This window comes from Saprospiraceae bacterium (assembly GCA_016710235.1).
Taxonomy (GTDB): Bacteria; Bacteroidota; Bacteroidia; order Chitinophagales; family Saprospiraceae; genus Vicinibacter.
Genome location: JADJLG010000001.1, coordinates 3,245,273 through 3,259,645, shown reverse-complemented (window position 1 = coordinate 3,259,645; position 14,373 = coordinate 3,245,273). Strand labels below are relative to the sequence as shown.

At 36.7% G+C, this 14,373-nt stretch carries 11 protein-coding genes; 7 read left to right on the top strand and 4 right to left on the bottom strand.

Annotation, left to right across the window (positions count from 1 at the left end; translation table 11 throughout):
- Positions 1-59: 59 nt before the first annotated feature.
- The 3 genes from IPI99_12945 to IPI99_12935 are packed head-to-tail and all read left to right on the top strand — an operon-like array spanning position 60 to position 2,413.
- Positions 60-800 carry an electron transfer flavoprotein subunit beta/FixA family protein gene (locus IPI99_12945; protein ID MBK7341418.1) on the top strand — a complete coding sequence of 247 codons (741 nt, stop codon included), beginning with the start codon at positions 60-62 and terminating at the stop codon, positions 798-800.
- Between the two features lie 24 nt (positions 801-824).
- Positions 825-1,778, top strand: a complete 954-nt coding sequence (locus IPI99_12940) for an electron transfer flavoprotein subunit alpha/FixB family protein (protein ID MBK7341417.1) — start codon at positions 825-827, stop codon at positions 1,776-1,778.
- Positions 1,779-1,813: 35 nt separating this feature from the next.
- On the top strand, positions 1,814-2,413 hold the full coding sequence (locus IPI99_12935; GenBank protein ID MBK7341416.1) for a bifunctional nuclease family protein: 600 nt from the start codon (positions 1,814-1,816) through the stop codon (positions 2,411-2,413).
- A 12-nt stretch (positions 2,414-2,425) separates the two neighbouring features.
- On the opposite strand, the gene IPI99_12930 is transcribed toward IPI99_12935, so the two are convergent.
- The 4 genes from IPI99_12930 to surE are packed head-to-tail and all read right to left on the bottom strand — an operon-like array spanning position 2,426 to position 5,273.
- Positions 2,426-3,073 carry a hypothetical protein gene (locus IPI99_12930; protein ID MBK7341415.1) on the bottom strand — a complete coding sequence of 216 codons (648 nt, stop codon included), beginning with the start codon at positions 3,071-3,073 and terminating at the stop codon, positions 2,426-2,428.
- The gene (lpxB, locus tag IPI99_12925) at positions 3,048-4,184 is read right to left on the bottom strand and encodes a lipid-A-disaccharide synthase (GenBank protein ID MBK7341414.1); all 1,137 of its coding nucleotides are present in this window, start codon (positions 4,182-4,184) and stop codon (positions 3,048-3,050) included. Before lpxB ends, IPI99_12930 begins: the two co-directional genes overlap by 26 nt.
- Positions 4,177-4,503 (bottom strand): hypothetical protein, encoded by a 327-nt coding sequence (locus tag IPI99_12920; protein ID MBK7341413.1) that lies wholly within the window; start codon positions 4,501-4,503, stop codon positions 4,177-4,179. Before IPI99_12920 ends, lpxB begins: the two co-directional genes overlap by 8 nt.
- Positions 4,503-5,273 carry a 5'/3'-nucleotidase SurE gene (surE, locus tag IPI99_12915; protein MBK7341412.1) on the bottom strand — a complete coding sequence of 257 codons (771 nt, stop codon included), beginning with the start codon at positions 5,271-5,273 and terminating at the stop codon, positions 4,503-4,505. The genes IPI99_12920 and surE overlap by 1 nt, the downstream gene beginning before the upstream one ends.
- Positions 5,274-5,344: 71 nt before the next feature.
- Here surE and holA point away from each other — a divergent pair, with 71 nt between their 5' ends.
- From holA to pbpC, 4 genes are read left to right on the top strand one after another with little or no spacing between them, the layout of a single operon-like run.
- Entirely contained in the window at positions 5,345-6,361 is a 1,017-nt protein-coding gene (holA, locus tag IPI99_12910; GenBank protein ID MBK7341411.1) for a DNA polymerase III subunit delta, read from the top strand.
- Between the two features lie 2 nt (positions 6,362-6,363).
- Positions 6,364-9,237 carry a hypothetical protein gene (locus IPI99_12905; GenBank protein ID MBK7341410.1) on the top strand — a complete coding sequence of 958 codons (2,874 nt, stop codon included), beginning with the start codon at positions 6,364-6,366 and terminating at the stop codon, positions 9,235-9,237.
- Positions 9,210-11,903, top strand: a complete 2,694-nt coding sequence (locus IPI99_12900) for a hypothetical protein (protein ID MBK7341409.1) — start codon at positions 9,210-9,212, stop codon at positions 11,901-11,903. Before IPI99_12905 ends, IPI99_12900 begins: the two co-directional genes overlap by 28 nt.
- Before the next feature lie 14 nt (positions 11,904-11,917).
- Positions 11,918-14,254: a penicillin-binding protein 1C gene (pbpC, locus tag IPI99_12895; protein MBK7341408.1), complete on the top strand. Its 2,337-nt coding sequence runs from the start codon at positions 11,918-11,920 to the stop codon at positions 14,252-14,254.
- Positions 14,255-14,373: the final 119 nt, after the last annotated feature.

Sequence of the window (14,373 nt, the reverse complement as noted above, 5' to 3'; positions counted from 1 at the left end):
TTTCAGACAAGGATATCTTGGGGAATGACTATCTTTGTGTTGGCAAATTTAAGGCATTCATGAAAATATTAGTTTGCATTAGCAAAACACCAGACACCACCTCAAAGATCGCTTTTGATTCAGATAACATGCACCTGAAAGAGGAAGGTGTTAGTTTTATCATGAACCCTTATGACGAATGGTATGCATTGGTTAGAGGTATTGAGTTGAGAGAAAAATTCGGAGGCACAGTGAGTGTCATGCATGTTGGAGAGGCTTCTTCTGAAGTGATCGTCAGAAAAGCATTGGCAATCGGAGCAGACCAGGCAATCAGAATAGACTCAAAGCCAAAAGATTCTAATGATGTCGCGACCCAAATTGCACATTATGCTCAAAACCAGTCATTTGATATCGTTTTTTTAGGAAAAGAAACGATAGATCATAATGGTTCTGAAGTAGGTGCTTTATTAGCTGGAATGCTTGCCATTCCTTTTATATCCTACTGTACAAAATTAGATGTTGAAGGCAATGAATTGTCGGCAACGTGTGAAATAGAAGGTGGAGAAGTAAGCTTCAAAACCCAACTTCCTGCAGTAGTTTCTGCTGCTAAAGGATTGGCAGAACAGAGAATACCTAACATGAAAGGTATTATGGATGCCAAGAAGAAACCATTAGAAGTCATTTCTCCAGTAAGTGCTAACCAGAAGGTAAAACTCGTAAGGTTTGAAGCCCTTCCTCCAAAAACAGCAGTAAAATTGATTGCTCCTGATGACATTGATTCATTGGTTAAAATACTTCATGAAGAAGTAAAAGTGATCTAACTATAATCATAAAAAAAAAAAGGAATGATTGCAACATATATTGAAGTAATAGATGGCAAAATCAAAAAATCAAGCCTGGAAGCACTCAGTTTGGCAAAAGACATAGCAGCAGTTAAAGGTATTAAATGTCTGGCGCTAAGTACTTCCAAATCAGCTTCCGCAGAGGTGGTAGGTTCTTGTGGTGCAGATGAGTTGATAGTGCAGGACTCTGGAGAATTAGATCAATCCCAACTCATAGATTGGCTTTGCAAACTGTACTCCGCCTATCAAATTTCATACATTGTTTTGGCGAACAGCAGTATAGGGAAAGCCATTGGAGGGCAAATTGCTGCAAAACTTCAATTGGGAATTATTTCAGGTGTCAATGGTTGGGCAGCAGCCAGTCCTATGCAGTTTCGCCGCTCAGTTTTTTCTGGTAAGGCAAACGCATGGTATAGTTTTATGGAGGATAAAGGTGTGATTTCAGTGATGCCAAACAGTATCCCAGTCAAAAAAACTTATAGCAAAGTTGCCGAGATTAGTGAGTCTAATGTGAACCTTTCAGGTCCTGTTTTCAATTCTGTAAACAAAGAATTGGTCAAAGGCAAAACGCCACTCACTGAAGCTGAAGTAGTCGTGTCTGGAGGTAGGGGATTAAAAGACCCATCAAATTGGGGCATGATCGAAGAATTAGCAGATTTGCTTAATGCAGCTACTGCCTGCTCCAGACCGGTTGCCGATTCTGGTTGGAGGCCACATCATGAGCATGTGGGCCAGACTGGAATCGCGATACGTCCCAATTTGTATATAGCAATCGGTATCTCAGGTGCAATACAGCATCTGGCTGGAGTAAATAACTCTAGAAAAATCATAGTTATCAACAAGGACCCGGAAGCGCCATTTTTTAAAGCAGCAGACTATGGCGTAGTGGGGGATTTGTTTGAAGTTGTTCCAAAGTTGAACGAAGCGATATCAAAGTTTAAGGAAGAACACCATTAAATTGCTAAATATGACTTATCATTGCCCGTTATTATATGGCAGCAAAGGATAAAAATAGAGTAGAGTTAGAAATAATTGCACTTTCACATAGTGTAAGTCAAAACCAAAACTACGCCATCATACTTGGAGAAATGGAAGGTGTTAGGAGATTACCTATAGTGATTGGTGGATTCGAGGCGCAAGCAATCGCTGTAGTGCTAGAGAGGATGACCCCCAACAGACCTCTCACACATGATCTCTTTAAGAATACCATGGATGCCATGAATGTAGAGTTGGTTGAAGTGCTGATCAGTGATTTGATTGATGGTATCTTCTTTTCAAAGCTTATTTTCAATAAAGATGGTGAAAGAATTGAGGTTGATTCCAGAACATCTGATGCGCTTGCCATGGCTGTAAGATTTAACTGTCCAATTTATACGATGGAGTTTATTATGGACACCGCAGGAGTAGAACTTGAAGAAGAAGAATCTAATGAAAGTAGTTCTACAAAAAAAATCACCAGAAAATCTGAGAAAGATTTGTCATTTGATGCAATGCCATCTGACGAGTTGAATAAATTACTCACAAAAGTACTCGAAGCAGAGGATTATGAAAAAGCTGCAAAAATTCGAGATGAACTCAATCGGCGTAAATAAAAAAATGTTTTTTTAGGCCTCAATTGGATCAAATATACTCAGGCTCTCTTTGCTTTTCATTAAAAACAACTGAAAAATCATTTGTGCAAACTTTTTCAAAGTCATGATTTGTGCCGATGAATATAGATTGTTTTTTGAATAAATAATGAAATAGTAATTCATTCCTTCCATATGGATTTCAGGTTGAGAAGCTAAAAAATCTAACATTTTCTTATCAAAAAAAAATTCAATCACGGTTTTGTATTCTCCTCGCAACTCATATTTATCAGAAAATTGGGGGTGATCATCGAAATCGATGTCTTTGAAGCCCAACCAATGTAATATTTTATGGTGAAATTTTTCGGGTTTCATGATAAAATGTGGCAGGCTCAATTGCGTAGAACTGATAAAACAAACACTTTGTTTGTTATGGATAATGGTGTTTCCCGCAACTATTGTTTGACTATTGTCAAAAATGCAAATATTGGCAAGGGAGTCAGACTCTGATAGAATATTTGAAATTTTATGCCTGCCTTCTTTTAGAAGGCCAAATTGAGATAGTTGTTGCTCCAGGCCTAGAGTATCATCTTTGGAAAAGGCCATGTTCCAAGAAGCTGCTTTGTTTTTTAATTCTTCAGAACGATAATCCTGAATTTTAAAGAGATTTTTCCAATTTTCCATAGGTTTGATTGAGATCTGATGAGATCAGCTGAGCAGTAGTTTTGCTTGCGGGAATATCCCCTAACAAACTCAAGAGAAGGTCGTAATCTTTTATTAATTGTTGTGAATAATTGTTGTTTTTTAATTTTAAAACAGATTGAACGATTTGTGTTGGATTGCAATCATTCTGAATGAGTTCTGTTACAGCTTCTTTATCTAAAATCAGGTTGACGAGAGAAATATATTTTACTTTCACTAATTTTTTCGCTATCCAATAAGATATCTTATTCCCTTTGTAACAAACGACCTGTGGTACTTTAAATAGGGCAGTTTCCAATGTAGCAGTACCTGAAGTTACAATTGCACAATCAGCTTGCTTAAGAATATTATATGTAGAATCTAGTAAGATGTTAATGTGATCTGCTTCATTCACCAGCTCATGATATAAATCTTTGTGTCGTGACATTCCGGCGAGGACGATTTGATATTCTTGTAACTGTTTGCATGCTTGCAAAAAGAGGGGTAGCATTGTCTTGATTTCTTGTCTTCTGCTACCAGGTAAAAGAGCTAGTACCTTTTTTGATTTCGAATTAAAAAATTGGGCATTATTTTTTTCGTTATTGAACTTTTGGATATGATCTAACAGTGGGTGTCCAACAAAATGAGACTCGACATCATGTTTTTTGAAAAAATCTTTCTCAAAAGGCAGAATTACAAACAATTGATGAATATACTTTTTCATATGAAGGACCCGGGACTCCTTCCAAGCCCAAACCTGTGGTGAAATATAGTAATACACTCGAATATTTCTTTCAAATGCCCATTTTGCCATCCTTAAATTAAATCCAGGATAGTCAATGAGTAAAATGGCATGAGGCTTAAATTCTTCAATTTGCTTTTTTGTGATAGAAAATAATTTGATTATCTGGGGCAGGTGTTTGATCACCTCAACAAATCCCATAAAACTTGCTTTGTGGTAATTAATGCCCAATCTTACACCTTCAGATTCCATGAGCTCTCCGCCCCAACCATAAAATTCAAGGGATGGGTTTAATCTTTTTATTTCCCTCACAAGGTTAGAGCCATGAAGGTCCCCTGATGATTCGCCTGCGATAGTATATATTTTATACATTGATTCCTAGCAACTCAAATCCATAAAAGAACATCCAAATAACAATATATACAAAAGTTGGAAAAACAATTCCTCTCATCGCATTGGGCAAGTCACGGCGATTTAGTAATTGCATCGGAATGACATTTGCAATAATGGCGATCAATGCAATTGTGCGTTCTCGAAAAATTGAATTGGAATTGGCAGCTTGAAAAATTTCAAATAGATCCATTAAGTCGTAAAAATAAAGTGTCAATCCATATGCAAGGATTGGGACAATACACCCGATTAAAATGCCAATCCAAACTTGATCATATTGTGAGTATCGTGGTCCCCTCATTATATATTTTGGATAAAAATGTTTGGTAATATTGCCTTATGGACTGAAAGATCGTGTCCGGATGGAACCACACTGACATATCCATTGGCCAGGGCCCAAAGGTCAGTATCATGACTATCTTCATTTGCAACAAATTTTCCTGTTAGCCAATAGTATTTAACATTTCTTGGGTCAATACCTTCTTGAAACTCCTCCACCCAAACCCCTGAAGATTGTCTGCAGATTTTAATTCCTTTGATTTCGGAAGCTTCAAGTTTCGGAATATTCACATTCAGGAGATTACACTCTTTCAAATTTCCATCAAGAACGTATTTTGAAATGGATTTGATATATTTCTTCGCAGGTTCAAAATTTGCTTGAAACGAATAATCCAATAAGGAAAAACCTATCGAAGGGATATTTTCTATAGAAGCCTCCATAGCAGCAGATAAGGTTCCCGAATACAGGATGTTTACAGAAGCATTAGATCCATGATTGACACCAGAAACACATAGATCAATAGATTTATTTTTTACTAGTATATTTTTTGCCAGTTTTACACAATCTGCGGGTGTCCCTGAACATTCATATGATTCGATTCCAGGGAATACATCCACTTTGTTCAGTCTCAAAGGTTGCTGAATAGTTATTGCGTGCCCCATACCCGATTGAGGTGAGTCAGGGGCTACAACGAGCACGTCCCCAAATTCACTCACGGATTCCACCAGGGCCTTCAAGCCTGGCGCAAATATGCCGTCGTCATTGGTCACTAAGATGAGTTTTCGATTCATTATTAGGTGAATTTTAATTTGCAAAGATAAGTGAAATGCCTAAATTTACGGGATGCTAAGCTTGTTGAATAATGGATTATAAGTCAATCATCAGTTCGTGGCAAAAAAAATCATATGATCGTGTCTATTTTCTGACCGGAGATGAAGAGTTTTTTATTGATCAACTTGTAGATTATGCCGAAGCAAATATAATTCCGGAAGAACAACGTGATTTTTGTCAGGAAATATATTACGGTAGAGATGTTTCAGGACAAAAAATCGCAGAGATAGCTCGACTTTCTCCCCTTGGTGCCAACGAAAAACTTATGATAGTCAAGGAAAGTCAAGAAATTAAAGATAAGGATTGGGAAGGTATTGAAAAATATTTACTTGCACCTTCATCAAAAACTATCCTGATTTTTTCATACAAGCATAAAAAACCGGATGGGAGATTGAACTGGGTAAAAACTATGAAGACGAAATCCATTTTTTATCAATCTTTAAAGATAAAAGAAAACCAAGTCCCCTCATTTATAAAGGATCAAGCTAAAGAACTGGGAATGCATATTGATGATGGGGCTTGTCAATTGATGAATGAGTATGTAGGAAATAATTTGAATGTTATTTATAATGAATTGGAAAAGATTCAAATTAACTTACCACATGGTTCAAACATAAATGTGGATACCATTTTAAATTTTTCAGGCGTCAATCGAGAGTTCAATGTGTTTACATTGCAGGATGCACTGAACCATCGCAATACTGAGAAAGCAATGAAAATTGTCAAGAACATGGCAACTCACATAAAGAATAATCCAATTCAAATGGTCACAGCATCTTTGTATTCTTATTTTGCCAAATTGTGGATGCTTAGGACTAATGCCAATAAACCAGATCATGAGTTAATGTCGATCGCAAAAGTAGCATTTGCCACTTATTTAAATGATTACAAGTCTGCAAGTAGGAGATATACTCTGGAAGAACTATCCAGAAATTTGAATTTGTGCAGAGAATATGACCTCCGATCTAAAGGACTTGATAATGGGAGCACAGAAGCGGATCAATTGATGATTGAAATGATTTGTAAATTCCTCATACCAATACATTAGTTATGATTTATACTAGATTTTCAGTTAATTTTCATGCAGCAATAATTGCGAGCATTCTGATTTTAAGCTTTATATCTTGTCAAAAGAATGATCAAAAATATAAACAGCCTTCAAATTCTGAAGATCTTGCGGGATATGTCAACAGTTATACTACCGGATCAATTTCCAAGCAATCTTCTTTTTATATTCATTTTAATGAGGCAATAGCAGATTCAAGTCAAGTTGGACAACAGGTGCCGAACGAAATTATTCAGATAACTCCAAAATTGGAGGGAGAGTTTGTTTATGAAAGCCCATTTTCGATAAAGTTTACACCCATTCAGGATAAAGTCAAGTCGGGGGATAAGTATAGCATTTTATTGGATTTGGACAAACTCATAAAGCAGGTTCCGGATAGTATATCAAAAGTAAAGTTTGATTTGCAATTTGTTCCACAGTTGGTAATGATGAATAATGCTTATCTTCAAGTGGATCCGGATTATCCCTCGCAGATGATGATTGAAGGAGATCTTGTCGTGACAGAGTATATTGATGAAAAAGATTTACCATCCTTACTAAATATAAATTACGAAAAGCCTTATCAGAAAGATATCGAATACACCCAAATCAATCAAAAGAGGATCAATTTTAAAATACGGAAAATTGAAAAATCAGAGAATCCTCAAAAATTAACTATTGAAACCTTAAAAAAAATCGGTGAGAAACAATATTCTAATCCTTTTGACATCTCAGTGCCGGGTAAAGAGGAATTTGTTGTAGCTTCGTTTAGATTGGAGGAGGATTCCAGAAATAATGTTTTAGTTTATTTTAGCAATCCCATTGATCAAAGTCAAGATTTCAGGACTATTCAGAATGACCAGATCGTGTCATGCAACATGAGTTTTCAAGCATTTCCAACTTCATTAATGATACAGTTGGATGAAACCTGTAAGTCAACGGATGTGAATATAGTTTTAGGTACTCAAATTAAAGCCCTATCCGGAAAAAGCTTAAGCAAGCCATTTAACTTGAAAATTCAGGATCAAATTAATAAACCTGAAATCAGATTCGCCATAAAAGGTCATGGAAAAATAATGCCTGGGCAGTCTACTGTTATTTTACCCGTTGAAATGAAGGGATTAGATGCATTTGATATAGAAATATTTCAATTGTTTTCAAATAATATTTTGTACAATTTGCATATAAATGACAACTACGACTATTATTCACTTCGTTATTTTGGACGAGTTGTTTACCAGAAAAAAATTGATTTGATTAAGGAAGGAGCCTTGGTCAAAGATATTGGTTGGAATACGTATGCATTAGACCTTAATAAATTAGTTAAGACAGACCCTGGGTCAATGTATGAAGTAAGATTAACATTTAAACCAGAGTACACTAGATTAAAATGTAAATCTTCTATCCCTCAGGTCACTAATGATCAGGATTATGAACAAGATGGTGAGTCACAGTTTAAATCAAATTGGGTTCAGTGGGTTCCATATTTAGATGGGGATAATTTAAATTTAAACCAGAACGACCCTTGTAGCTATAGATATTATTATTCTGAACACTATGCTAGTCAGTTGATCCTGAGTTCTGAAATTGCATTAAGTTGCAAGAAGAGTAGTGTGAGTGGTGAATCACGTGCTATGGTCACAAATATTCTCTCTGGTAAGCCAGTAAAGGGAGCGAGTTTGATCTTTTATGACAAACAACTGCAGGAATTATTGGAAACAACTACAGATGAAAAAGGTGAAGCCGCACTTCAATCAAAATTTCCAGCGGCTTATGTATTTGCCAAATATAATTCAAATTATGCGTATCTGAATTTTAATGCTCAGAATGAATTGTCATTCAGCGAATTTGATGTAAGTGGTATCCAGACAAAAGAAGGTTTGAAGGCTTCTATTTTTGGCGAAAGAGGAGTATGGAGACCGGGAGATACAGTTTTTTTAAACGTAATTTTGTCACAAAGTGATAGAGAGATACCTGATAAATTTCCTCTTACACTAAAGCTTTTTAATCCAAAAGATCAGATTGTTTTCACTCAGGTACAGAGTAAAAATGAAATGGGTTTATATTGTTTTAAAGTTGTGACAAACACACAGTTTCTCACTGGAAATTATCGAGCGGTATTCGTCTCAGGGGCTTCTATTTTTGAGAAAGATGTGCGGATTGAAACGATTAAGCCAAATCGCTTGAAAACAAATTGGATCATTCCTAAAGAATTTGAAAATTCTTTAGGAAAAAATACCAAAGTTAGTGTTGAATCAAAATGGTTGCATGGTTCGCCTGCTGCATCCCTCGAAGCAAATATCCAAGCACAAATTAGGCTACTGTCTCCAGAGTTTAAAGAATATAAAGATTACAGTTGGTTGGATCCTGAGGTGTCGAAAGAAGTAAAAACTGTAGATTTATTTACAGGAAAGCTGAATAACCAGGGCTTAGCTCAAGTAGATTTGAGTCCTCTCACAACTGGACTTCATACCGGAATACTCAATACCTGGTTTGTGACCCGACTTTTTCCTGAAGGTGATATCAATACCGACTATTTTGAACAAAATTTTAATTGGTTTGACGAATATGTAGGTGTTAAAATACCTCCTTCTTCTTATGGTAAATTTCTTGCAAAAGATAGGTCTCATGAGATCTCTGCCATTGTAGTGGATAGAAATGGAAAACCGATTGCAGGACGTGAATTATCGATTCAGGTGTTTGAAGTAGACTGGAATTGGTGGTACCAACTTGGCTCAACAGACCAAAATCCTTATCAAAGTAAAAAACAAAGAAACTTGTACAAAGCTCGAAACTTGTTTCTGATGAAAAAGGTGAAGTCCATTTCCAATTTAAACCGAGCGGGTATGCAGTGTATTACGTGCAGGTCAATAATTTAAAAAATTTATATACCACTGGTGACTTTTTCTACACAGGCTGGTCTGATGACGGTAATGACACTAAGCGAAACTTTGTCAATCAAATTCACATTCGTACAGACAAAGAGAAATACCAATCTGGAGAAAAAGTATCGGTAAAATTACCTGCTGCCTATAAATCATTATATCATGTTTATACGATTAAGCAAGATCGGATTTTGAAGCATGAAATCATTGAAGGACGATCTGAAGAGACTGATTACAGTTTCACTACGGATGACTCTATGGTTCCGAATGTTTATCTCGATATTCAACTCATACAGGGATCTGAAAATAAAACAAATGATCTGCCACTTCGTATGTATTCAGTATTGCCTATCATCGTAGAATCAGCGCAGAAAAAATTGCATCCCGAAATTACAGCTCCGGAGATCGTAAAGCCAGATCAACAATTTGCAATCGAAATATCAGAGAAAGAAGGTAAGGAAATGGCTTATGTCGCCTATGTTGTTGATGAAGGATTATTAAACCTGACTAGATTTGCAACACCGGATCCATATTCAGAGTTGTTCGCAAAAGAAGCTTTAACAATGCAGACCTGGGACAATTTCGATGATATCATGAGCGTGAACAATACCGGAATTGCACAAATATTCTCCATTGGTGGTGATGCAGGAATGTCGGCAGATCAATTATCCAAAATTCAAAGATTTAAAGCATTGGTACAGACAACCGGAATTCAAAAACTTGACAAAGGACAAAAAAGGAACCATAATTTTACAATTAGTAATTACAATGGGGAGGTGCGTGTGATGGTCATGGCGTGCAATATTCGGGGAGCAGGATCTTCAGAACTTTCTATCAAAGTTCGTGACGATTTGATGGCTCAGATTGGATTTCCTAGGGTTTTAGGATTACAAGAAGAAGTAAGGGTGCCGGTAACTGTATTTTCATCAGACCCAACTGTAAAAGATGTGAATGTCCGATTGACTGCAGATGGACCGGTCAAAATTGTTGGATCAAATTCACAAAACTTGGTTTTTTCGGGGGGAGGTGAAAAGACGGCTTATTTTAAAATTTCGACTGCGACTTCCAGTGGACCGCTTCATTTAGTTGCTGATGTGAGTTCTTCGAAATGGAAAACAAAATCAAGTTTAGATATTAAAGTTGAAAATGCAAATCCAATATCCACCTTGACTCAAAGTTTCTGGATCGAGCCGGGTCAATCCATTTCAAAACAAATTTCCTCATTCGGCGAAGAAGGAAAATCACAAAAAGCTTATATCGAAGTTTCAGCTTTTCATGGAATACCTTTAAGTGCTTTTGCAGATCGTTTGATCAATTATCCTCATGGTTGTGTGGAGCAAACTTCAGCGGCAGGATTTTCTCAATTATTTTTATCTCAAATGATCCAATTAAGTGATCAAGATAAAAAGTCTACCGTAGAGAACGTAAATACAAGTATTCAGAACTTAATTTCATTTCAATTGCCTAATGGCTCATTTTCTTACTGGCCGGGATCAAACTATTCACATGAATGGTCAACTACATTTGTAGGGCATTTCTTATTAATATGTAAAAAGAATGGCTATCGAGTACCTGAATCCATGGTCAGTAATTGGTTAAAGTATGAAGCATCAATGAGCAAGTTGTTCAAGCCTGTGAAAAATCAATATCAAGCCTATTGTGATATTCAAGCTTACAGGCTATATGCTCTTGCGCTGGCTCAAAAAACAGATTGGGCTGCAATGAATCGCTTGAAAGAATTGACGGCAAAATCTAAAATGAGCAGTTATTTATTGGCAGCAGCTTATGCAGTAAGTGGAAAGAAGGAAATATCAGATCAGATTTTAAATCAGGCAATTTCGGCCAAGCTATCAACCAAGTACAATGAATTTTCTTATTCTTCTGATCTAAGGGACGAAGCAATTATTTGTTTGGCTTTGCAGGAATGTGACCGTAAAACAGAAGCTTTTAACGCATTGGAAAACGTTGGTAAAAAGATTAATGATTATGAGTATTATTCTACACAAGAAATGAGTTTTGTATTATTGGCATTATCCCATTTTGTGAAATCACAAGACAAATCATTTAATATAGCAGGGAATTGGAATGGTGAAAAATTTGAATTTAAAGGTATTGAATCTGCATATCGGAAAAATATTCATCAAGAACAATCAAATACTTTACAATTCGATAATAAGGGTACATTTCCAGTGATGGCAACAGTTGTTCAAACTGGAAAGTCATTGCAGAGTAGGAAGTCAGAATCAAATCTGATAGTAAAGTTGAGTGCGAGTTATATGACCTCTGATGGCAAACATGCTGACTTGTCAAAATTGCAGGTTGGTACTGATCTCGTGCTGAGTATATTTATTTCTACTGATGGTTCTCTTGGAAGCCTGGACCATATGGCCTTGACTATTCCTTTTGCCTCCGGATTTGAAATTAAGAATAGCCGGGTCAATTTTTCTGACGGAGTTTCGCCTGCAGACTACCAGGATATCAGAGACGATAGAGTGTTGACATATTTTGATCTGCCTGCTAATCGGGTGAAGCGAATTGATATTCCGGTGACTGCAGTGTATGAAGGTAGTTTTAATTCGCCGGATCTGGTTCTGGAGCACATGTATTTACCTTATATTCGTTCAATAAGTAACTTGGGGAAAATTAAAATTTCAAGATAATTTCCTGAATTTCGATGTGGTATAAAATAATTTGGCTATGCTACTTTGTATGGTTGTTTTCGATCATTTCAGCATTTCAACTTGAGGATAATATTGAGTATTCACCTATACTTCTGGATCAGGAAGAAAAAGTATTATCAGCCAGGACATCTCCACAGGGTAATTGGGCAATTCCAATATATGACAGTATACCACATGTATTTGAAAAATGTTTGACGTTTTACGAAGACAAGAGATTTTATCTACATTTAGGGATTGATTTTATTTCATTAATTCGTGCTGCCAAACAAAATTTAATGGCTGGAAAGGTAGTGTCAGGTGGTAGTACATTGACTATGCAAACTGTGCAGCTTTTTCGACATCAGGCTGGAAGAGATATGATAAATAAGGTCAAAGAATGTATTTATTCAATTGGATTCGAATTTTTGAATTCAAAAAAACAAATATTATATCTATATTCTCAAAGAGCGCCTTATGGAGGAAATGTAGTTGGATTGCAATCCGCATTTTGGAAGTATTATGGGCGGGAGTTAAAATCAATGAGCCTCTCTGAAGCTTGTTTACTTTCGGTCCTACCCAATCGCCCTTCTCTTTTCAATAGTAAAGTTCAGCAAGATAAGTTACTTTTAAAAAGGAATAAATTACTCGAAGCCCTGAGAAGAGACCAAGTTATTTCGCAGGATGAGTTTGAGTTGTCCTCCTTAGAATCAATTCCATTTCGTGTAAAAATTCAAGAAAGCAAAGCACCGCATCTTCTTTATAGCTTAATGCAGAAGTATCCTAGTCAACACGTATTCAAATCTTTTATTTCAGAGAATATTCAGCAACTAATTCTCAAAGAAACCCTGCGTTTTTCTAGAATTTGGAGACAAAATGATATTCAAAATGCAGCAGTGATGGTAGTTGAAAATTCAAGTAGAAATGTGTGTGGTTATTTAGGCAATATTATAGATACAATTCCTGTCAAAAACTATTGGGTGGATATGATTCCCGCTATCCGAAGTTCAGGGAGCATATTGAAACCATTATTGTATGCTGCAATGTGTCAGCGCGGTTTAATTACACCTAAAATGCTTTTGCCTGACATACCGATGAATATCGCCGGGTTTCAACCTGAAAATTTTTCCAGAGATTATAAGGGAGCAGTTCCTGCGGATGAAGTGATTCAACAATCACTGAATATTCCATCTGTACGAATGTTGCAAGAATTCGGGGTAGCCGCTTTTTTGCAATATTTGAAAGAATTGGGTTTTACTGGATTGCGAGATCGTGCAGACTATTATGGTCTTGCATTGATACTTGGTGGTGCAGAAATTAGCGCCTGGGATTTGGCAAAGGTTTACAGCCAATTGGTGTATGATTACCAATATTTCCTAGACAATAACAGTTATCCTAATACAAATGAACCCGACTTGAACATTATCAGATCAAAACATGAAGGTTCCAATCAGGATTTTCATTCTGAACATATTCTGAAGGCGGGAGCAATATTTAATATGTTAGAAGCAATGTCGGGAAATAGATCTACGATTGGGCATCAGTCTCATTTCCTCTATGGAAAGATTGCTTGGAAGACAGGGACCTCGTTTGGTTTTAAAGATGCCTGGTGCGTGGGTATAGGCGAAAAATATACAGTAGTATGTTGGGTAGGTAACAGCGATGGTAGGAGCAGACCTGGGTTAATTGGTCTGAATACTGCAGCTCCTTTGATGGAATCCATCATGGTAAGCTTAGGTGATCAGTATACGGCTAGAGTGCCGTACAATGATTTGAAACAAATCAGTTTATGCTCTAAAAGTGGGTTCCTGTCAGGAGAGTATTGCAATAAAACTGATAGCACGTGGATTCCATTGAAATCATCTGTTGAAACGATATGCCCATTTCATGAGCAGGTCTTAACCGATAAAGAAAACTTGCATAGAGTATATAGGCAATGCGAACCAAATCCAACCGAACAAGTTTTTTTCCACCTGCCACCGGCTATGGAGTATTTTTATAAACTCAATCACCCGGATTATATTGCTATTCCTCCGGTTCGTGCTGATTGTCTGGGTGATGTTATTTCCACCAAAAAGCAGGTAAAGTTCATATACCCTCCTGCTGGAGTAGATGTACTTCTGCCGGTTGATCTTGATGGTGTCCAAAATCCTATAGTACTCTTGGCGACTCATAGTAACCCGCGGGCAAGTTTGTATTGGTATATGGATGGCAAATATCTAGGTCAAACTTCAGGAGAACATCAAATGGCCTGTGTCCCTGATCCCGGCAACCATGTTTTTTGGATAACAGACGAATTTGGAAATGAGGATGGTATTCAGGTCCATGCAGTACTCCATAATCAAAGGAAGTGATACTGCTTTGAGAACTCGCATAAGATTTGAAACTTTGTTAAGAACATAATTTCCGGTTCAATGGTGCGTTATTTCTTTGAGAAACAATATATTAAAATAAAATATCATATATTTGTCGT